This window comes from Aquabacterium sp. (assembly GCF_021768455.1).
Taxonomy (GTDB): Bacteria; Pseudomonadota; Gammaproteobacteria; order Burkholderiales; family Burkholderiaceae_C; genus Aquabacterium.
In genome coordinates, this window is sequence record NZ_JAIZVX010000074.1 from 1 (window position 1) to 20,175 (window position 20,175).

Sequence of the window (20,175 nt, forward strand, 5' to 3'; positions counted from 1 at the left end):
CGCCGCGCGCCACGGCGGTCTGAGGTTTTTCCATGATACGGCTTTGCCTGTTGTGCTGCCGTTACAGCCGGGTACGTCCTTCACGCGGCAGAAACAGGTAGGCCGCTTCAGTTTCTGGTGCCGGCCTTGCGCTGTCCATCCCGCGATCGGCGGTGGCGACTCTTCTAGGGGGCAAGCCCATCGGGGCACTGATACGGCCTCCACGAGCGCGGAGGCCAGAAATTCCCTTGACAAACGCTCAAGTTTGCTTTGTCACGGTCGAAACCGATCTTGATCAATCGCCTGATCTGGGTAACGTGGGGCTTCCGGCGCCATCCATGAGCCCGATCCAGGCAGGCTCGCCCGGGGGCAGGCGGCCGATACCCGCGAGGAATGCCATGCAGTCGGACACCCAGGCCCTAGAGGCCCTTGCGCACGCCAACCTGGCGGCCGAAACAGACCGGGCCCAGGGCCTGGACGGACGGGCCCTGAACCAGGCCTTTGTGGTCGTGAGCTACGCCCCGGACGGCAAGATCCAGGCGGCCAATTTCCAGTTTCTGAGGCTGTTTGGCTGCAATCTGAGCGAGATCGTCGGCCAGGACGCATCTCGGTTCTTTTCGCAGTCGGCGCGGCGCAGCCGCCTGAGGGCCTTGTGGGGGCGCCTGTCTGCCGGCAAGCGGCACCGTGAAGTGGGGCTGTGGATCGCCAGCGGCGGACGCGAGGTGTGGCTGGAGTCGCGTTTCATCCCGATGCTCACCCCGCAGGGCGACATCGAGGCCGTGGTCCAGATCGCCGAAGACGTGTCCGACCGGTTGGCCCGCGAAACCGAAGACAGTGGGCAGGTGGCCGCGATCCAGGCCACCCATGCGGTGGCGCATTTCTCGCTGGATGGCCGCGTGCGCTGGGTGAACGACCGGTTCCTGGCCATCCTGGGTTACCAGCGCGCCGAGGTGCTGGACGCCGATCACGTCCTGTTCGTGGCGCCCGAGGAGCGCGAGGCCGAGTCCCTCCAGGCCTTCTGGCGTGACCTGCGTGCGGGGCGGTCGCAATCCGGCGAGTTCCGTCGGGTGAACAAGGACGGCCATGATCTCTGGCTGCAGGCCGTCTACAGCCCCCTGCTCGACCCGGCGGGCCGTCCGGTCAAGGTCGTCATGTACGCCACCGACATCACCCAGGAGAAGGTGCGCCAGGCCGACTTCCAGTGGCAGGTCACGGCCATCCAGAAATCGAACTGCGTGGTGACCTTCGACATGCAGGGTGCCATCCTCGACGCCAACGACCTCTTCCTGGACGCGGCCGGTTACCAATTGGACGAGGTCGTGGGTTGCCATCACAGGCTCTTTGTGGAGCCCGCCCAGGCTCACAGCAGCGACTACGCCATCTTCTGGAACGACCTGCGCCGTGGCAAACATCGCTCCGGCCTGTACAAGCGCATCGGCAAGGGCGGGCGAGAACTGTGGCTGCAGGCCACCTACAACCCCATCTTCGATGCCACGGGCAAACCGGTGAAGGTGGTGAAGTACGCCTCGGTGGTGACGGACGAGCGCCTCCTTCAGGCCGAGCACCAGGGTCAGATTGCCGCAATCAACCAGGCCCAGTGCGTGATCGCCTTCGATGTGAACGGCAACGTGCTGGACGCCAACGACAATTTCCTGCAGGCCATGGGCTACCGCTTTGCGGACGTGCGTGGCCGACACCACCGCATGTTCGTGGAAGAGGACCAGCGCCAGAGCGCCGAGTACCTTGCCTTCTGGCGTGACCTCGCCCAGGGGCATCATCGCGCAGGCGAGTACAAGCGCGTCGCCCGCGATGGGCGCGAGGTCTGGTTGCAGGCCACTTACAACCCCATCCTCGACATGAACGGCCGCGTCTTCAAGATCGTGAAGTACGCCACCGACGTCACGCGTGAGAAGCTGCGCCAGGCCGACTTCCAGGGCCAGATCGAGGCCATCAACAAATCGCAGGACGTGATCGTGTTTGCCCTCGATGGCACCGTGATCGATGCCAACGATCGCATGCTCGCCACCCTGGGCTACGAGCGCCACGAGGTGCTGGGGCAGCACCACGCCATGTTCGTCGACCCGGCGACCGTGGCCAGCGCCGAGTACCAGGAATTCTGGAAAATGCTGCGCTCGGGGCATCACCACACCGGGCTCTACAAGCGGGTGGGCAAGGGCGGCAAAGAGGTCTGGATCCAGGCCTCCTACAACCCCATCCTCGATCTCTCCGGGCGGCCCTGCAAGGTGGTGAAATACGCCACCGACGTCAGCGAAAACGTGGCCATGGCCGAGGCCTTTGCCGAAGCCAAGCGCCAGGCCCACCTGGACTCGGCGACGTCCTTGCCCAACCGCGCGAAGCTGGGCACCTTCCTCGGCACTCACCTGGCCGATGCCACGGGCTCGATGGCGGTCCTCTACCTCGACCTCGACCACTTCGGCGCACTCAACGAAGCGCATGGTCACCTGACTGGCGACCGCGTGCTGGGCGAGATCGCCGACCGCCTGCGCCGCCAGCTGCGCGAAGACCAGATGGTGGCCCGCGTGGGTGGCGACGAGTTCGTCATCGCGGCGCCGGGCATGGGCACCGAGGCCGTGGAGCGCTTCTGCCAGAACCTGCTCGAGAAGGTGTCGGCACCGATCCGGGGCAACGATGACGAGGAGATCCGCGTTGGTCTCTCCATCGGCGTGGCCATGGCCCCGGGCGACGGTCGCACGCCCGACGACCTGCTGCGCGCCGCCGATGCGGCCCTGGGTACCGCGAAGAAGAGCGGACGCGGCTGCCGCAGCTATTTCTCCGACGAGGTCAACGCTCGCCTCATGGGCCAGCGCAAGCTCATCGAAGACATGCGCAACAGCTTCACCGCCGGCGATTTCTACCTCGACTACCAACCCCGCTTTTGCGCCAAGACCCGGGAAGTCCGCAGTGTGGAGGCGCTGGCGCGCTGGTCGCACCCGGAGCGCGGCCGTGTCAGCCCGGGCGAGTTCATTCCCCTTGCCGAGCAGAGCGGCCTGATCGTGCCCATGGGCGAGTGGATCCTGCAGAAAGCCTGCCTGGCGGCAGCACGCTGGGGGAGCATCGGTGTGTCGGTCAACCTCTCGCCCATCCAGTTTGGTGACGATGATCTGGTCCGCAAGGTCAGCCATGCGCTGGCCGTGAGCCAGTTGCCCGCGCACCTGCTGGAACTGGAGGTCACCGAAGGCGTGCTGGTGGCAGACGGACGGCGGGCGCTCGACGTGCTCAACGCGCTCAAAGCGATCGGCGTGAAGCTGGCCATCGACGATTTCGGTACCGGCTATTCCTCGCTAAGCTACCTGCGCAACTTCCCCTTCGATGTGATCAAGATCGACCGCAGTTTTGTGCGCGACCTGGATGCCGACGACAGCGCCCGCCCCATCGTCCAGGCCATCCTGGCACTCGGGCGCGCCATTGGCCTGTCGGTCACGGCTGAAGGGGTGGAAACGCAGGAGCAGCTCGACCTGCTCACCGAAGATGGCTGCGACGAGATCCAGGGCTTCCTGCTGGCCATGCCTTCTCCGGTGCATGAGATCGACAAGATGCTGGCCATCGGCCGCTCGTCCTCGGGTCGACGACAATAGCGGCTTGGCCCTTCTGCGGCCCTGTGGGGCACCACGAGACGTGCCCAGCCTGAACCATGACCCTTGACACCACCCCGACCCCTCGGCCTGATCCGGCCCCGTCCTGCGGCACCGAAAGGGCTTTCCGAGACGAGCGCACCGGCCTGAGCCCCTGGCGCGCCTGCGTGGCGCCCATGCTGGACTGGACCGACCGACACTGTCGCTACTTCCACCGCCTGCTGAGCCCCCATGCCCGCCTCTACACGGAGATGATCAACACCGGGGCGCTGGTGCATGGCAAGCTCACCCGCTTTCTCGAGTTCAACGACCAGGAACACCCGGTGGCCCTGCAACTGGGCGGCAGCGAACCGGCCGACCTGGCCGTGAGCGCAAAGCTGGCCCAGCAATGGGGTTATGACGAGGTCAACCTCAACTGCGGTTGCCCGAGCGAGCGCGTGCAGCGTGGTGCCTTTGGCGCCTGCCTGATGAACGAAGCCGGCCTGGTCGCCGATGGTGTCAAAGCCATGATCGATGCCGTCGGCGGTGATCCCAAGGTGCCCATCACGGTCAAGCACCGCATCGGCATCGACCAGATCGAGTCTTACGATTTCGTGCGCGATTTCGTCGGCACCGTGGCCGATGCAGGCTGCCGCGTTTTCATCGTGCATGCGCGCAATGCCTGGCTCAAGGGCTTGAGCCCCAAGGAAAACCGCGACATCCCGCCGCTGCGCTACGGCTTCGTGCACCAGCTCAAGCGCGACTTCCCGCACCTCACCCTGGTGATCAACGGCGGTCTGGCCGACAACGCGGCTTGCGTGGCCCAACTGCAGCCGGGTGCCGAAATCGAAGGCGTGACGCTGGACGGCGTGATGGTGGGCCGCGCGGCGTATCACACTCCCTGGATGATGGCCGAGTGGGACGAGCTGCTCTTCGGCATGGGGCCCCGTCAGGATGGTCTGACGCGCGAAGCGGTCGAGACGATGATGGTGGCCTACACCCAGCGCGAGATGGACCGCACCCGAGGCTGGGCGCATGGCGAGGTGCGCTGGAGCAACGTCATGCGCCACGTGCTGGGCCTCTACAGCGGCCTGCCCGGTGCCCGACGCTGGCGCCAGGTCTGGTCCGACCACACCTTGCGCGACCACAGCCCCGCGCAGATCATGGCGCTGGCCCACCGCCGCGACGCAGCGCCCTCAAGCTGAGCGATCGACCCTGGGCTTTGGCCTGACGCAGTGCTTCGTGCGTTTGCGGCGAGGGCTCGCCCAGGCACGGCAAGCAGTTCATCGTCTGCGGCTGAGCAAGGTGCACGCAAAATTTGTGCGACCGACTCAGGCCGAGGCCCGCACCGACCGCTGGCGATCGATCTGGCCGGTGTCCGCGCCGCTCTGCAGGTTCACGAAACGGTTGCGCCCGCGGCTCTTGGCGGCGACCAGCGCTTCTTCGGCTCTGCGCAGCAACTCGGCGGCGGAGCAGGCTTCATCTGGCGCCAGACTGACGAGTCCGCCAGACAGCGTGACGTGCCCGGCAACGGCCGAATCCGGGTGGTAGAGGCTGTCGCGGGCCATGTGGTGCTGCAGCGCCAGCGCGAAGGTCAGCCCGCCATCACCCTGGGTGCCGGGCAGCAGCAGGGCGAACTCTTCTCCGCCATAGCGTGCGGCATAGTCCAGGGGCCGGCGGCAGACCTGCTTGAGGATCTGGCCAATGTGGCGCAGACAGGTGTCGCCTTCGAGGTGCCCCAGTCGGTCGTTGTAGCGCTTGAAGAAATCCACATCGCAAAGCATCAGCGTCAGGGGCTTGTGCTCGCGCCGGGCGTAGGCGAGGTACTCGGTCAGGCGCTCGTCAAAGCCGCGGCGGTTGCCCAGGTCGGTCAGGGCGTCGTGCGTGCTCTGGTGGCTCAGTTGCGCCTGGGCTGCCTGCAAGGCCGCCGCCTGTTGTCTCAGTTCGGTGCGGGCCTGGGCCAGTTGCCGCAGGGTGTGCAGTCGGACTCTGAGTTGCAGGAGCGAGATGGGCAGGGGCAGGTGGTCATCGCACCCGGCGGCATGGGCCTCTGCCAACGCCTGCTCGCTGGTCAGGGGCCCGATGAACACCAGGGGTGTCCGGGCCGGGTCATCCTGCCGCATGCGCTGGGCCAGCGCCAGAACGCCCTCATCGGGCAGGCTCACGCCCAACAGGACCAGATCGGGGGGGCGTTGCTGAAACAGGCGCAAGGCCTGCATGGCGGTGCTGGCCTCCATCACCCGGTGGCCTTCGGCCTGGAGTTGCTGGCTCAGGGTGGCCAGCAACATGGGCTGGTCTTCTGCCAGCAGGATCTGCATGGGTTCGGTGCGCATGGAGCAACCTCGGTGTGGCGCACAGGTGAGCCCGGCGCGGTGGGGAGCTTCAGGACGGCAAACTCTGTCGTTCAGTGTGCCCACCATTCGCTGCACTGCACAACCGTGTGAACCATGAGTCGTGCGCCCAAGAAAAAAGGACACCCGAGGGTGTCCTTTCGTGGTCGATCGCGCCCGAAGGCGTTCGATCAGACGCGCTTCTTGTACTCGTGCGTGCGGGTGTCGATTTCGATCTTGTCGCCCGATTCCACGAAGGAGGGGACGGAGATCTCGAAGCCGGTGCCGACGATGCGGGCAGGCTTCATGACCTTGCCGGAGGTGTCGCCCTTCACGGCGGGTTCGGTTTCGATTTCGCGCACGATGGTGGTGGGCAGTTCAACCGAGATGGCCTTGCCGTCGTAGAACACCACTTCGGCGGTCATGCCGTCTTGCAGGTAGTTCACGGCGTCGCCCATGTTCTCGGCTTCGATTTCGAACTGGTTGTACTCGGCGTCCATGAACGTGTACAGCGGATCGGCGAAGTACGAGTAGGTGGCTTCCTTCTTGTCCAGAATGATCTGGTCCATCTTGTCGTCGGCCTTGAAGACCAGCTCGGCGCCAGCGCCGTTCAGCAGGTTCTTCATCTTGATGCGCACGGTGGCAGCGCCGCGGCCGCCGCGGCTGTATTCGGTCTTCAGGACGACCATCGGGTCCTTGCCCTGCATGATCACGTTGCCAGCGCGGATTTCTTGTGCGAGTTTCATGGTGGATTCCCGATCGGGTTTCTGTTCAAACTGGTGTCTGGAGGCTGCTGGAAGATGGAAAAGGCGCGGGCGCGCCGATGCGACCAACAGCAAAGCCTCTCATTTTAGCCTGAGCTTGCGACAAATTGCTTCAATTGGGTGGCGAGATCGTCCTGAGCGGCCAATTCCTGCCTGGCCGCGACGCTGGCCAGGGCCCAGGGGCTCTGGCCAGATTGCCAATCCGGCAGGGGGGGCAAGGCCGAGTCGGCCTCGGTCCCGAGGCGGTTCCAGGCGCGCCACCAGGCGGCCACAGGCTCGCGCACACATGTCGGCCAGCCGGCCATCCAGCGGGCCATGAAGGCTTCGAGCTTGTCGGCGTGCACGCCATCGTCCTGTTCGTAGATCTGCCAGACGTGGGGCCTGCCGGCCCACAAGGCTCGCACGGCCGAGTCTTCCCCGCGCACGAGGTTGAGGTCGCAGCACCACAGCAGGGTGTCGAACTCGGTCTGGGGCAGGGCGGGCAGTTCGCTCAGGGCCAGGCTGCCCAGGTGCACCCCACTGCGAGCCTGAAGCCAGTCTCGCGCCAGGCGGGTGGCGTGGCCCGGCGTGAGCAGCACGCGCACGGGCTGTTCTGATTCCGTCAACTGCTCAAGCAGGGCAGGCACGGGTGCGCTCCCGTAACAAAACAGGCTGATCAGCCGCTCGTCGGCCCGTGGCGTGATGCCGTGCGCCGCCAGCCACTCTCGTCGGGCCGAGGGCTGGCTGGCGAAGGCGCTTTGGCGGGCCAGCAAGCCGGGCTCGCGCAGCAGGCCACCCGTGCGGGGCGTGAAGCCCGGGTAGAAAAAACGCTTCACCAGGCCTTGGCCTGGGCCTGACCACACGGGCGATGCCAGGCCGTGGCTGCGCTCCACATAGCTTTCGGCACTGAGGTATTCGAGGTTCACCCAACGGGGCGGGGCAGGGCGCTGCATGCGGGCCACAAACGCCTCAGGCGGGTTGCAGCCAAAGGCCTCGATCACGACGTCACCCGGTTCCGGCACGGTCTCGGGTCGGGTGGCGTCGGCCCAGGCGTGCACGCTCACGCCGGGCTGGCTGGTGGATGACGGCGCCATCCAGGCCAGCGCACTGGCGTCGTCCACCCAGAGGCGCACGTCGTGCCCCCGGCTGCCCAGGTCGCACGACAGGCGCCAGCAGACCCCGATGTCACCGAAGTTGTCGATGACCTGACAGAACACGTCCCACAGCATGGGCGGGATTATGGCAAGCGCCCTGGGCAGGGGCGGGCACCTCGGCCACAATGCCGCCCCATGAGTGTGTCATCCCCTGAAATCCCTTCTGTGCCCCCAGACGATGCCGCCGAGCCTCCGCGCGCGGCCGGGGCCGACACAGAGCGCGAGGCAGAGCGTGAGGTCACCTGGGCCCGCCTGCTGACCGAGGTCGCCAGCCTGCCTGGGCTGCCGGGCGTCTACCGCTACTTCGACGCCCGTGGCGATGTGCTCTACGTGGGCAAGGCCCGCGATTTGAAAAAGCGGGTGTCGAGCTACTTCCACAAGAACCACGGTGGCAGCCGGATCGGGCACATGGTGTCGCGCATCGTGCGCATGGAGACCACGGTGGTGCGCAGCGAGGCCGAGGCGCTGCTGCTGGAAAACAACCTCATCAAGACGCTCAACCCGCGGTTCAACATCCTGTTCCGGGACGACAAGAGCTACCCCTACCTCAAGATCGCCTCGCACGCATTCCCTCGCATGGCTTATTACCGCGGCGCGGTCGACCGAAAGCACCGCTACTTCGGGCCTTTCCCGAACGCCTGGGCGGTGAAGGAAACCATCCAGCTGATGCAGAAGGTCTTCCAGCTGCGCACCTGCGAGGATTCCGTCTACAACCACCGTACGCGGCCCTGCCTGCTCTTTCAGATCAAGCGCTGCAGCGGGCCTTGTGTCGACATGGTCAGCGCCGAGGACTACCGCACGGCCGTCGGCCAGGCCGAGCGCTTTCTGCTGGGCGAGCCCGAGGCCGTGCTCGACGACCTGCAGACCCGCATGATGGCCTTTGCCGAGCGCATGCAGTACGAGCAGGCCGCCGAAGTGCGCAACCAGATCCGGGCCCTCTCGCGCGTGCTGCACCAGCAATCGGTCGACAACGTGATGGACAAGGATGTGGACGTCCTGGCCGTGAAGGTGCAAGGCGGCCGCGCCTGCGTCAACCTGGCCATGGTGCGCGGTGGGCGTCACCTGGGCGACCGTGCGCACTTCCCCGTTCACGTGCAGGACCATGTGCTGGCGCCGGATGAGAACGAGGTCGATGCCGTCGGAGCGCCTCCGGATGGGCCGCCCGATGCGCAATCGATGCAGGAGGCCACCGAGGTCCGCGTGCTCGAGGCCTTCCTGGCCCAGCACTACCTCGGCGGCAGCGTGCCCAGCCTGCTGGTGCTGAGCCATGTGGTCGATCCCGCCCTGATCGAGGCCCTGGGCGAGCAGGGTGGGCGCAAGGTGACGGTGGTGCACCAGCCACGAGAACAGCGTCGCGCCTGGCTGGAGATGGCCATCAAAGGGGCCGACATCGCGCTGGCACGCCTGCTCAGCGAAGAAGGCTCGCAACAGGCCCGCACCCGCGCCCTGGTCGAGGCGCTCAACCTCGATCTGGACCTCGATGCCCGCGAAGCCGGCCTGGCCGACACCCCCGAGGGCGCCGAACCGGAGGCCGATGCCGCCAGTGGCGAGACCCCGTCAGACGTCGTGCAGGACAGCGGTGCAGTGCCCGAGGGCGGCGTGTCTCCCGCAGCCCCGGCGGCTCGCCATGACCCCTTGGCCGGCCTGCGCATCGAGTGCTTCGACATTTCACACACCGCGGGCGAGGCCACCCAGGCCTCCTGTGTGGTGTACGAGCAGCACAAGATGCAGTCGTCGCAATACCGCCGCTACAACATCACCGGCATCACCCCGGGCGACGACTACGCCGCCATGAAACAGGCCCTGGAGCGCCGCTACAGTGCCACCGGGACCAAGGCCGCCCGTGTGCCCGACATCGTCCTGATCGACGGCGGCAAGGGCCAGGTCAGCATGGCGCGCGAGGTTTTCCAGGCGCTGAAGATCCCACTGTCCATCATCGTCGGCGTCGAGAAGGGGGAGGGGCGCAAGGTCGGTCTGGAAGAGCTGGTGTTTGCCGACGGCCGCCCCAAGCTGGCCCTGGCGCCGAGTTCGGCCGCCCTGATGCTGGTGGCCCAGATCCGCGACGAAGCCCACCGTTTCGCCATCACCGGCATGCGGGCCAAGCGCGCAAGCGTCCGCACCGGTGGCAGCCGCCTGGAGGACATCGCCGGGGTGGGCCCCAAGCGTCGTGCCAAACTGCTGCAACGCTTCGGCGGTGTGCGCGGTGTCACGGCCGCGAGCGTGGAAGAACTGGCCACGGTGGACGGCATTTCCAAAGAACTGGCGGAGGACATTTACCGTGCCTTGCACTGACCCTTCACGCCCGGGCCGCGTCTTTGGGCGTCTGCCTCGGCCCTTGCGCCATGGGTGTGGTGCGCTGGTTGCCGCCCTGCTTGCATCCTGCGCCATCGGGCCCAAGGAGGCACCGGTGCCGACGCCCGCCCCCGGCAGCAGCCAGGGCAAGGCTCCTCCCGCGCTCAAGGCGCCCAGCGCGGTCAACCTGCCGCCACCGGCCACACCGCGATCCTGGGCCGATGCCCGCCAGCAGGCCGCGCGCCGTCTGGTTGCCGCCAACCCGGATGGCGTCTACACCGGCAAGCCCCCCGACATCCTGCTGGCCATTCCCGTGATGACGGTGGAGTTGCACGCCGATGGCAGCATCCGGAACATCGAGGTCATGCGCTACCCTAGTCAGGCCCGCGACACCGTGGATCTGGCCATGAAGGCGATCCGCCGCGCAGCGCCCTTCGGTGACGTGTCCCGGCTACCCAAGCCCTGGAAGTTCAACGAGACCTTCCTCTTCAACGACGAACGCAAGTTCAAACCCATGACACTGGACCAACGGTGAGCCTGCTCAGCCCGGCTTCACAATCACGGCACAATGGGCAAATGTTCCTGACACTGCCCACTCTCCTCACCTGGGCGCGGATCCTGGCGATTCCGCTGATCGTGGGTGTGTATTACCTGCCGATGCCGATGGCCGAGATGAACGTGCTCGCCAGCGTGCTGTTCATCGTCGTCGCACTGACCGATTGGGCCGATGGCTGGCTGGCGCGGCGCCTGAACCAGACCTCTGCCTTCGGCGCCTTCCTGGATCCGGTGGCCGACAAGTTCCTGGTCTGCGCTTCCCTGCTGGTGCTGTTGCAGCTCACCCGGGTCAATGCCTTGGTGGCGCTGATCATCATCGGGCGGGAAATCGCCATCTCGGCCTTGCGCGAATGGATGGCCCAGATCGGCGCCTCGCGCAGCGTGGCCGTGCACATGCTGGGCAAGCTCAAGACGGCCTCCCAGATGATCGCCATCGTGTTGCTGCTCTACGACGGTGTCCTGCCTGGCGGCATTCACACTCGCGATTGGGGAACCTGGCTCATTTATGTGGCCTGCGGCCTGACCATCTGGTCGATGGCTTATTACCTGCAGAAATCCTTGCCCGACATCCGCGCCAAGGCGCGCTGAAACCCACCGGGCAGGCTGGTGCGGGCAGCGCCTTTGCGGCACCTCAAAAGGGGGGCTGTCAAGGGCAGAAGTCCGCGCTTTGGGGTGAGGCGATGCGGCCGGGTTTGTGCCTAGAATTGTGGCAGTCGCCTTGCGGCATCACAGGCTCGCGAGGTGTTTGTGTCCAGGCATGAGACGGGGGAGCATTCGTGAATAAGTCCGAGTTGATCGAGCACATTGCCCAACAGGCCGACATCTCCAAGGCGGCCGCAGGGCGGGCCCTGGAGGCCGTGCTCGGAGGGGTGCGCAGCACCTTGAAAAAAGGCGGCTCCGTCACCCTGGTCGGTTTCGGCACCTTTGCGGTTGGCACCCGCGCCGCGCGGTCTGGTCGCAACCCCCGCACGGGCGACACCATCAAGATCAAAAAGGCCAAGGTCCCGAAATTTCGTCCGGGCAAGGCGCTCAAGGACTTCGTGAACTGAGGGTAGAATCTCGCACTCGGATGAAGCCGGGTGCTTAGCTCAGTTGGTAGAGCGGCGCCCTTACAAGGCGTAGGTCGGGGGTTCGAGCCCCTCAGCACCCACCATTCCCGGCTGCAGTCCAAGTCCCTGATTCTTCAGGGATTTTTTCTGGCAGCACGATTCCGTCGATTCCCGTTTGCACACGCTGGAACGACGTCGTAGCGCCAACGTTCCATCTTTGTGCCAATGGCCTTGTTCCCGGTTTTCAACCCGGAACAAGGGGCCCAGATTGGTCAGCACCACACCACGGCAACACACAGAATGGCGCCTCAGCTGAGCCGTGTGCCTTCGCTCGACTGCGTGTTCCCGCATCACGATGCCGCGACAGCCTATGCGGGCACAGCGGTTGCGCAGGCGCAACGCCTGTCGCCTGCCGTCCGGCTCGCGTCGGCCGCCATCACCGGGGCTTGGCGGCCCCAGGGCCTGAGTAAGCCGAGCAGGTCAGTGGGTTGAGATGACGTTCGGTTACATTCACCCAGAGGAAATGAACTGCGATCAAACACAGGGTGGCGAAGATGAAGGGCGCGGTGCGAGGGGGCTGGATGCGGTGGTGTGCTGCCCTGCTGTTGTTGGCCATGCTGAGTGGGTGCGGTTCTCGTGGCATCGTGCGCTCTGAGCTGGCTGGTGGGCGAACGGATGCGGCCAAGCGAGTGTTGATTGTTCCTGCGGACTTCGTCATCACCGAGGTGACTTTTGGCAAGACCGAGGAGCGGGTCGTCTCGGCGGAGCGCAAGGCTTCCAAGGTCCTGGTTCAGCATGTGCAGGAATTGGGCAAGACTCAGCAGGCTTTTGAGTTGGTGTCTTTTGATGCCTTGTCAGAAGACGACCAGGTGCTTGTCTTGCAGCACCGGGCACTGTTCACCACCATGGTCAGCCAGATGTTGTTGGTGAAAGAGAAGGCTGTGGGGGCGTGGTCCACAAAAGCCGATTATTTCGATTACAACCGACAGTGACACCTTGTTGATCACCAGAGATGGTTTGTATCTGCAGCAGATCAGCGTCACGCACTACAAGTTGGATGAAGCTTTTGTTGGCGTGAAGCTGAAACCGGATGCGGCGCCCAGCGACCTGGCCGCGTTGCAGCTGCGTGCCTTTCGCGAGAAGGAGCAAGACCTTGCCCGTTATCAAGACGAAGAAACCAAAGGTGTGCTCGCGCTGTTTCCCGTCGAACATGGCAAGCCTTTGCCTGGCACGGTGGAGCGGATGACCTGGTTGTGATTGGTAACCACGCCGCTCCCCCGCTCAGCAAGGATCAGGTGGCCGACATTTTTCTCGGCAAAAACGTCACGATGACGCCAGTGGATCAACTCGAGACTGCGCCTGTCAGAGCTGAGTTTTACAAGGCAGCGACCGGGCGTGACCTCGCGCAGATCAAGGCGACTTGGTCGCGTTTGGTGTTCACTGGGAAAGGTTTGCCCCCCGCGGAATTGTCAGATGCAGCGGCCGTGAAGAAGGCTGTATCGTCCGACCCCAAAAAGGTTGCTCACATCAGCAAGTCTGCGCTCGATGGCAGCGTGAAGGTGCTTTATCAGGTTGATTGAGCTCGCGGCATCACGCCTGCGGCCGTGGGTGGGTGTGCTGGCAGGTTGAATGTCACCTCGTGAGGGCGTGAAGTTCGACCGGTCGTCAGCATGCCCATCTTCTTTTTGTTTGGCGCCGCCTTACTTTGATCCAGCCGTTTCGGCACAGGTCAGTCGAGCAGAAACCCACGGGGCCAATACACCTCTGCACGTCATGGAGTATGACTGGGGCGGAGCAAGCTTGGAGGGCGCTCCTTGCCTGGGGTGACTCCGAACAATCCGCTGTAGTCCCTCGTGAATTGCGACACGCTTTCGTAACCCACCGCGTAAGCGGCCTGAGTGGCAGATGCAGCTTCGTGGCGAAGCAGTCGACGTGCCTCGATCAGGCGAAGGCGTTTTTGGTACTGCACTGGCGTCAACGCCGTCAGGGCCTTGAAGTGGCGGTGGAACGCCGCCCGACTCATCGAAGCCGCGCTGGCCAGTCGTTCAATCTCGAGCGATTCACGAAACCGCTCCCGTAGCAATGCGATGGCCGGCGTCAGGCGAGATGCCGTGCTTTGCGCCAAAACGGATGCATGAAGCAGTGGTGCACTGGGCCCTGTCAGCAATCGATATTGCAGCTCCCGGATCAATCCTTGATGCAGGAACTCGACAGCCTCGGGCTGCTCGACCAATTGCAGAAGGCGCCTGGCGCAATCCATTAAGTCAACGCTGGTCGGCCGCGTGAAGATTGTTCTGGTCGCGGTACCCGTCACCGCGCCTGAGCGTGCGGTGAGTCGCTCAGCCTGCTCGCTGAGGATCGCCATGTCGAGTTCCACCGCAAGCGCGAGATAGGGCTGGTCCACAGAAGCCTTGACGACCTGTCCCGTCACGGGCAGGTCAGCGCAGATCACGAGTGCCTCGCCCTGCGAGCAGTCGATCTCCTGCCGCCCGACCGTCAGGTGCTTGGCGCCCTGCAAGACCAGGCACACGAGTGGCCGGTAGTTGGCTTGCACGCGTTCCCCCGTCTTCTCGATGCACATCAGCGTCAGGCCCGGCACCGCGGTGCGTATCGCACCGTCCGTGTCGGCGCGCTCGCGCGCGAACGCGTGCAGCTGTTTGAGAGAGGGGGGACGGGCTTCCACCTTTGAATTATGTCAATCGGGGGAAGGGTGCGCCTCGCAACGAGACAAAAAGGCAAGACTTCGACCGGCAGAGGCAAACCTCTGCACCGTGGGCTTCCTAGACTGCAGGCCAGCAGGAATTGACCTGCATCCAAAACGAAAGACAACCCATGAAGACCACTGGCAACACCATTCTCGTCACCGGCGGCACCTCTGGCATCGGCCGAGCATTGGCTGAACGCTGGCACGCGACGGGCAACCGTGTCATCGTCGTCGGCCGTCGTGCAGAGCTGATTGCCGAGCTGACGGCAGCGCATCCGGGCATGTCAGGCTATGCGCTGGACATGGCAGATGCGGCAGCGGTGGCCGATTTCGGCGTGCGCGTCGTGCACGACCATCCCGACCTGAACGTGGTCGTTCACAACGCAGGCATCATGGAAGCGGAAAACCTCGCAGGTGATGACTGGCTTGCGGTCGCAGAACGCACGGTCAGCACCAACCTGCTCGCCCCTATCCGACTGACTGCCGCATTGCTGCCTCACCTGCGCCGCGTTTCCGATGCCGCCATCGTGACGGTGTCATCCGGTTTGGCCTTTGTCCCGCTGACCAAGACGCCGACTTACTGCGCAACCAAAGCGGCGATTCATTCGTGGTCACTTTCGCTGCGACGCGAGCTTGGCCGCAGCGGTATCGAGGTGATCGAACTCGCGCCGCCCGCGGTGCAGACCGATCTGATGCCAGGGCACAAGGCAAACCCCAACATCCTGCCGCTGCCCGTGTTCATCGACGAGGCGCTGTCGCAGTTTGCTCAGATGCCGACGCCAGCGGAGATCTTGGTGGAGCGTGTGATGTTCCAACGCGCCGCTGAAAGAGAAGGCCGGTTTCAATCGGCATTCGACACCATCAATTCGCGCGGCTAGCTGGATGTCGGGGGGGCTGCATCCCACTGGGCTGCTGCAGGGGCGAAGGGCAGGGTGCGCTCCCCAAAATCTGCAAGCGGATTCCAAGGCATGATTCAAGGCAGTCAATGTGGAGTACCCCATGCAAGGATCCCCCGCCATCCTGGATGCCCTGAACGCGCTGCTGGCCGATGAGCTGGCCGCACGAGACCAGTATTTCGCCCACTCACGCCGTCTGGAAGATCTGGGGCTGCAGCGCATCGCGGCGCGCCTGGCCCATGAGGTGGATGACGAGACCGCCCACGCGGACGCCCTGGTCCAGCGCATTCTGATGCTGGGTGGCGCGCCTCGCATGGTGCCCTCGGCCGTGAACATCGCCACCGATGTGCCCGCCATCTTCGAAAACGACCTTGCCGTCGAAATGCGCGTGATCACCCATGTGCGCGCTGCGATGGCCCTGGCCGAATCCGAGCGGGATTACGTCACCCGCAACATCCTTCTGCCTCTGTTGAAGGACACGGAAGAAGACCATGCCCATTGGCTTGAACAGCAGCTGCGTCTGATTGGCCTGGTGGGCCTGCAGAACTATCTGCAGCGCCAGATGGCCTGAGGGGGCAACTTGCGTTTCCAGATGGATCCCGAGAGCACCCGGCAGGCCGATGAGGCCGCCATGCGCATCGCGCTGGACCAGGCCCAGAACGCCTGGTTGGCTGGGGAGGTGCCTGTGGGCGCCGTGATCATGCGCCAGGGCCAGGTCATTGCGACCGGCTACAACCGCCCCATCACCACCCACGACCCTACGGCCCACGCCGAGATCGTGGCCCTGCGTCACGCCGCCACGCTGCTGGAGAACTACCGCCTGCCCGAGTGCGAACTCTTCGTGACGCTGGAGCCCTGCGCCATGTGCGCCATGGCCCTGATGCACGCACGCTTCAAGCGCGTGGTCTTTGCTGCCACCGACCCGAAGACGGGCGTGGCCGGCTCGGTCACGGACCTGTTTGCGCTGCCGCAACTCAACCACCACACCCACATCCTGGGTGGGGTGCTGGCGGAGCCCGCCAGCGCGATGCTCAAGCAGTTCTTTGCCGAGCGTCGCGCGCAGATCAAGGCCGAGCGCGATGCCCGCCGAGCACTCGCTTCACAACAGGCGCTGCGCGGCATGGACGTCATCGAGCACGAGCTGCTTGAAGGCGACGAGCCTTTGATGCCGCTGCCCCAGGTCATCGAAGATCCGGAATGAGGCGGGGTTGACGCTGTCTGGCCCACCATGAAAAAAGGAGCCCGAGGGCTCCTTTTTTGCTGGCGTGTGGTGGCCGGGGGGCGCCACCGTGGCTCACATGCCCGCGTAGTTCGGGCCACCACCACCTTCGGGCGTGATCCAGACGATGTTCTGGCTCGGGTCCTTGATGTCGCAGGTCTTGCAGTGCACGCAGTTCTGGGCATTGATCTGCAGGCGGTCGGAGTTGTCTTCGTTCTTGACGAACTCGTACACGCCGGCCGGGCAGTAGCGCGACTCAGGGCCTGCGAACTTCGACAGGTTGAGGTTCACGGGCACCGAAGCGTCTTTCAGCGTCAGGTGGGCTGGCTGGTGTTCTTCGTGGTTGGTGTTCGAGATGAACACCGAGCTCAGGCGATCGAAGGTGATCTTGCCGTCCGGCTTCGGGTACTCGATCTTGGCGCACTGCGCGGCAGGCAGCAGACGGGTGTGATCGGCCTCGGTGCGGTGGATGGTCCACGGCGGCGACTTGAAGCCCAGCTTGGGCAGCAGCCAGTGCTCGACGCCGGTCATGATCATGCCGACGTACATGCCCTTCTTGAACCACTGCTTGAAGTTCTTGGAGGTGTCGAGCTCTTCCTTGAGCCAGCTCTTGTCGAACGAGGCCGGGTAAGCGCTGAGTTCGTCGTGCTGGCGGTTGGCGTTCAGGGCTTCGAAGATGGCGTCGGCGCAGAGCATGCCGGTCTTCATGGCCGCGTGCGAGCCCTTGATGCGGGCGGCGTTGAGGTAGCCGGCATCGCAACCCACGAGGGCACCTCCCGGAAACACGGTCTTGGGCAGCGACAGGATGCCGCCGGCCGTGATGGCGCGGGCGCCGTAGCTCAAGCGCTTGGCACCTTCCAGCAAGGGCTTGATGCTGGGGTGGGTCTTCCAGCGCTGCATTTCTTCGAAGGGGCTCAGCCAGGGGTTCCGGTAATCGAGACCCGTCACGAAGCCCAGGGTGACCTTGTTGTCTTCCAGGTGGTACAGGAAGCCGCCGCCGTAGGTGGACGTGTCCATGGGCCAGCCGGCCGTGTGCACCACCAGCCCGGGCTGGGCCTTGGCCGGGTCGATCTCCCACAGTTCCTTGATGCCGATGGCGTAGCTCTGCGGGTCCTTGCCCTGGTCGAGCTTGAACTTGGCGATCAGCTGCTTGCCCAGGTGGCCGCGGGCGCCTTCGGCGAACACGGTGTACTTGCCCAGCAGTTCCATGCCCAGCTGGAAGTTGTCGGTGACCTCACCCTGCTTGTTGATGCCCATGTTGCCGGTGGCCACACCCTTGACGGAGCCATCGTCGTTGTAGAGCACCTCGGCGGCCGCGAAGCCCGGGAAGATTTCCACGCCCAGGTTCTCGGCCTGCTGTGCCAGCCAGCGGGTCACATTGCCCAGGCTGATGACATAGTTGCCTTCGTTGTGGAAGTTGTTCGGGATCAGGGCCTGAGGCGTGGCGATGGCGCCGGTTTCCGTCAGCACCAGGACCTGGTCGGCCGTGACGGGCTGGTTCAGCGGGGCACCGAGTTCCTTCCAGTTCGGGAAGAGTTCGCTCATGGCGATCGGGTCCATCACGGCGCCCGACAGGATGTGCGCGCCGGGCTCGGAACCCTTCTCCAGCACAACGACGTTGATTTCCTTGCCCGCCTTTTCGGCCTGTTGCTTCAGGCGGATGGCGGTGGACAGGCCTGCAGGGCCGGCGCCGACGATCACGACGTCGTATTCCATCGATTCGCGCGGGCCGAACTGCGCAAGGATTTCCTGGGGCGTCATCGTTGTTCCTTCTTGGGGGGACGTCTATGGGGAGGATGTCTCTGGGGACCCGCGATTCTAGGCAAGCAGCAGCGCCATGCCGGGCAGTTCGCGTGGTTTTGATATTCTCTCAGAAAAAAGAACGGTCGTTCGTTTTTGGCCCCTTGTGTTGGGGGATGGGCGACAAGCCCATTGAGGTCGCGTTTCTTGCAGTTTGGGCTGCGGCGGCACGTGCTAAGGTTTCCGGGTCCACACGCGTTTTCACACATCAAGCGCGCCGCCCCACGCGGCCGCTGAGGAGCTTCTGCCATGAGTTACACCATCGACCTGTCGGGCCGCGTGGCCCTGATCACCGGCGCGTCCAGCGGCCTGGGCACCCAGTTCGCCCACACCCTGGCCAAGGCGGGCGCCGCGGTCGTGCTGGCAGGCCGCCGCATCGAGCGGCTCAAGACCCTGCGTTCCGAGATCGAGGCCTATGGTGGCGACGCCCATGCCATCACGCTGGACGTGACCGATGTGGACAGCATCAAGTCCGCTGTGGCCCACGCCGAGACCGAGGTCGGCCCCATCGACATCCTGATCAACAACTCGGGCGTGAGCACGACCGAGCGCCTGGTCGACGTGAGCGAGGACAGCTACGACTTCGTCTTCAACACCAACACGCGTGGCGCCTTCTTCACGGCCCAGGAAGTCGCCAAGCGCATGCTGGCCCGTGCCAAGGGATCGGCGCCGGGCACCTACACGGGCGGGCGCATCGTCAACATCGCTTCGGCCGCGGGCCTGCGCACCATGCCGCAGATCGGCGTGTACTGCATGAGCAAGGCCGCCACCATCCACATGACCAAGGTGATGGCCGCCGAGTGGGGCCGCTTCGGCATCACCAGCAATGCCGTCTGCCCCGGCTACATCGACACCGAAATCAACCACCACCACTGGCAGACCGAAGGTGGCCAGAAGCTGATCAACATGCTGCCGCGCAAGCGCGTCGGCCAGCCCAAGGACCTGGACGCCCTGGTGGTGATGCTCTGCTCCGCCGAGAGCGACTTCATCAACGGCGCCGTGATCTCGGCCGACGACGGCATGCTGGCCGCCTGAGCCATCAGGCGGACCTGCTTTCCTGGCGCGGCGCGGCCGGCTTGATTTGCCGGCGGGTGCCCGCATCTTCTCTGGCAATGCTCCTGGTGAGCGCCCACGAATGAAGCCATGCGCCTCGACATTCCCGAACACAAGATCCTGGTCCACGAGCTGACCCTGCCCATCCTCTGGGGCGACATGGACAGCCTGGCCCACGTCAACAACACGGTCTACTTCCGCTACATGGAGCAGGCTCGGGTGAGCTGGATCCAGTCCATCCAGGGGCAGGTCAACTCGGAAGACGAGGGCCCGGTGATCGCCAACACCTTCTGCAACTTCTACCGGCCGCTGGTGTTCCCGGGCGAGATCCGCGTGAAGCTGTATGTGGCCCCGCCGGGCCGCACGAGCATTGACACCTTCGTCACCATCGAGCGGGCCGATGAGCCCGGCTCGCCCTATGCGGCCGGTGGCGCCACCCTGGTGTGGGTCAGCATGGCTGATGGCCGTCCGATGCCGCTGCCGCCCGCGTTCCGCGCGATCGCGGGCTCGCCCCCGGCGTTGCCTGGGCAAGACGCACCGCCAGCCTTGCCGGCCTGAGGGCGCCAAGGCGGTAATTTTCACAGGGCGGACTGGATTTCCGGACGCCAGCCGGTGTACGCTTTCCATGCTGCACTGCAGCGAGACAACCTCTTCTTTCAAGGAGTGAGTGGATGAACAAGGTCTACCCCGATGCCGCCAGCGCCCTGGCCGGGATCGTCAAGGACGGGCAACTGCTGGCGGTGGGGGGCTTCGGCCTCTGCGGCATCCCGGAAGCGTTGATCGACGCGCTGCAAGCCACCGGCGTCAAGGACTTGACGGTGATCTCCAA

Annotated in this window: 20 protein-coding genes and 1 tRNA gene; 16 read left to right on the forward strand and 5 right to left on the reverse strand. The window is 64.8% G+C overall.

Annotation, left to right across the window (positions count from 1 at the left end; genetic code table 11):
• Positions 1-377: 377 nt before the first annotated feature.
• On the forward strand, positions 378-3,575 hold the full coding sequence (locus tag QZ994_RS11115; protein ID WP_290871503.1) for a GGDEF and EAL domain-containing protein: 3,198 nt from the start codon (positions 378-380) through the stop codon (positions 3,573-3,575).
• A gap of 56 nt (positions 3,576-3,631) precedes the next feature.
• Entirely contained in the window at positions 3,632-4,756 is a 1,125-nt protein-coding gene (dusA, locus tag QZ994_RS11120; RefSeq protein ID WP_290871504.1) for a tRNA dihydrouridine(20/20a) synthase DusA, read from the forward strand.
• 126 nt (positions 4,757-4,882) lie between these two features.
• On the opposite strand, the gene QZ994_RS11125 is transcribed toward dusA, so the two are convergent.
• The 3 genes from QZ994_RS11125 to earP all read right to left on the reverse strand — a co-directional run bounded on the left by QZ994_RS11125 (position 4,883) and on the right by earP (position 7,853).
• Positions 4,883-5,884, reverse strand: coding sequence for a diguanylate cyclase (locus QZ994_RS11125; RefSeq protein WP_290871505.1), 1,002 nt, complete (start codon positions 5,882-5,884; stop codon positions 4,883-4,885).
• Positions 5,885-6,072: 188 nt separating this feature from the next.
• Positions 6,073-6,627, reverse strand: coding sequence for an elongation factor P (efp, locus tag QZ994_RS11130; RefSeq protein ID WP_290871506.1), 555 nt, complete (start codon positions 6,625-6,627; stop codon positions 6,073-6,075).
• 104 nt (positions 6,628-6,731) lie between these two features.
• Positions 6,732-7,853, reverse strand: a complete 1,122-nt coding sequence (earP, locus tag QZ994_RS11135) for an elongation factor P maturation arginine rhamnosyltransferase EarP (RefSeq protein WP_290871507.1) — start codon at positions 7,851-7,853, stop codon at positions 6,732-6,734.
• A 60-nt stretch (positions 7,854-7,913) separates the two neighbouring features.
• On the opposite strand from earP, the gene uvrC reads away from it, so the two are divergent.
• From uvrC to QZ994_RS11175, 8 genes are all read left to right on the forward strand, one after another.
• Positions 7,914-10,070 carry an excinuclease ABC subunit UvrC gene (gene uvrC / locus QZ994_RS11140; RefSeq protein ID WP_290871508.1) on the forward strand — a complete coding sequence of 719 codons (2,157 nt, stop codon included), beginning with the start codon at positions 7,914-7,916 and terminating at the stop codon, positions 10,068-10,070.
• Between the two features lie 115 nt (positions 10,071-10,185).
• Positions 10,186-10,605 (forward strand): hypothetical protein, encoded by a 420-nt coding sequence (locus QZ994_RS11145; protein ID WP_290871509.1) that lies wholly within the window; start codon positions 10,186-10,188, stop codon positions 10,603-10,605.
• Between the two features lie 41 nt (positions 10,606-10,646).
• The gene (gene pgsA / locus QZ994_RS11150) at positions 10,647-11,213 is read left to right on the forward strand and encodes a CDP-diacylglycerol--glycerol-3-phosphate 3-phosphatidyltransferase (protein ID WP_290871510.1); all 567 of its coding nucleotides are present in this window, start codon (positions 10,647-10,649) and stop codon (positions 11,211-11,213) included.
• A 188-nt stretch (positions 11,214-11,401) separates the two neighbouring features.
• Positions 11,402-11,674: an HU family DNA-binding protein gene (locus tag QZ994_RS11155; RefSeq protein WP_290871511.1), complete on the forward strand. Its 273-nt coding sequence runs from the start codon at positions 11,402-11,404 to the stop codon at positions 11,672-11,674.
• Positions 11,675-11,702: 28 nt separating this feature from the next.
• A tRNA-Val gene (locus QZ994_RS11160) sits at positions 11,703-11,778 on the forward strand.
• Positions 11,779-12,219: 441 nt separating this feature from the next.
• The gene (locus QZ994_RS11165; RefSeq protein WP_290871512.1) at positions 12,220-12,666 is read left to right on the forward strand and encodes a hypothetical protein; all 447 of its coding nucleotides are present in this window, start codon (positions 12,220-12,222) and stop codon (positions 12,664-12,666) included.
• A 4-nt stretch (positions 12,667-12,670) separates the two neighbouring features.
• Positions 12,671-12,931 carry a hypothetical protein gene (locus QZ994_RS11170; protein ID WP_290871513.1) on the forward strand — a complete coding sequence of 87 codons (261 nt, stop codon included), beginning with the start codon at positions 12,671-12,673 and terminating at the stop codon, positions 12,929-12,931.
• Complete coding sequence (locus QZ994_RS11175) at positions 12,928-13,254, forward strand: hypothetical protein (RefSeq protein WP_290871514.1); 327 nt, start codon at positions 12,928-12,930, stop codon at positions 13,252-13,254. The genes QZ994_RS11170 and QZ994_RS11175 overlap by 4 nt, the downstream gene beginning before the upstream one ends.
• 191 nt (positions 13,255-13,445) lie before the next feature.
• Here QZ994_RS11175 and QZ994_RS11180 read toward each other — a convergent pair whose 3' ends face one another.
• The gene (locus QZ994_RS11180; protein ID WP_290871515.1) at positions 13,446-14,357 is read right to left on the reverse strand and encodes an AraC family transcriptional regulator; all 912 of its coding nucleotides are present in this window, start codon (positions 14,355-14,357) and stop codon (positions 13,446-13,448) included.
• 149 nt (positions 14,358-14,506) lie between these two features.
• Here QZ994_RS11180 and QZ994_RS11185 point away from each other — a divergent pair, with 149 nt between their 5' ends.
• From QZ994_RS11185 to tadA, 3 genes are all read left to right on the forward strand, one after another.
• Entirely contained in the window at positions 14,507-15,256 is a 750-nt protein-coding gene (locus tag QZ994_RS11185; protein ID WP_290871516.1) for an SDR family oxidoreductase, read from the forward strand.
• A gap of 121 nt (positions 15,257-15,377) precedes the next feature.
• Positions 15,378-15,845: a bacterioferritin gene (bfr, locus tag QZ994_RS11190; protein ID WP_290871517.1), complete on the forward strand. Its 468-nt coding sequence runs from the start codon at positions 15,378-15,380 to the stop codon at positions 15,843-15,845.
• Positions 15,846-15,866: 21 nt separating this feature from the next.
• Positions 15,867-16,475 carry a tRNA adenosine(34) deaminase TadA gene (gene tadA / locus QZ994_RS11195; protein WP_290871521.1) on the forward strand — a complete coding sequence of 203 codons (609 nt, stop codon included), beginning with the start codon at positions 15,867-15,869 and terminating at the stop codon, positions 16,473-16,475.
• A gap of 93 nt (positions 16,476-16,568) precedes the next feature.
• On the opposite strand, the gene QZ994_RS11200 is transcribed toward tadA, so the two are convergent.
• On the reverse strand, positions 16,569-18,254 hold the full coding sequence (locus QZ994_RS11200) for an electron transfer flavoprotein-ubiquinone oxidoreductase (protein WP_290871518.1): 1,686 nt from the start codon (positions 18,252-18,254) through the stop codon (positions 16,569-16,571).
• 288 nt (positions 18,255-18,542) lie between these two features.
• Here QZ994_RS11200 and QZ994_RS11205 point away from each other — a divergent pair, with 288 nt between their 5' ends.
• The 3 genes from QZ994_RS11205 to QZ994_RS11215 form a co-directional block, all read left to right on the forward strand.
• Positions 18,543-19,328: an SDR family oxidoreductase gene (locus QZ994_RS11205; RefSeq protein WP_290871519.1), complete on the forward strand. Its 786-nt coding sequence runs from the start codon at positions 18,543-18,545 to the stop codon at positions 19,326-19,328.
• Between the two features lie 108 nt (positions 19,329-19,436).
• The gene (locus tag QZ994_RS11210) at positions 19,437-19,904 is read left to right on the forward strand and encodes a thioesterase family protein (protein ID WP_290871520.1); all 468 of its coding nucleotides are present in this window, start codon (positions 19,437-19,439) and stop codon (positions 19,902-19,904) included.
• Positions 19,905-20,017: 113 nt separating this feature from the next.
• Positions 20,018-20,175, forward strand: a 158-nt coding sequence (locus QZ994_RS11215) for a CoA-transferase (RefSeq protein WP_290871522.1), incomplete at its 3' end; no start/stop codon positions are given.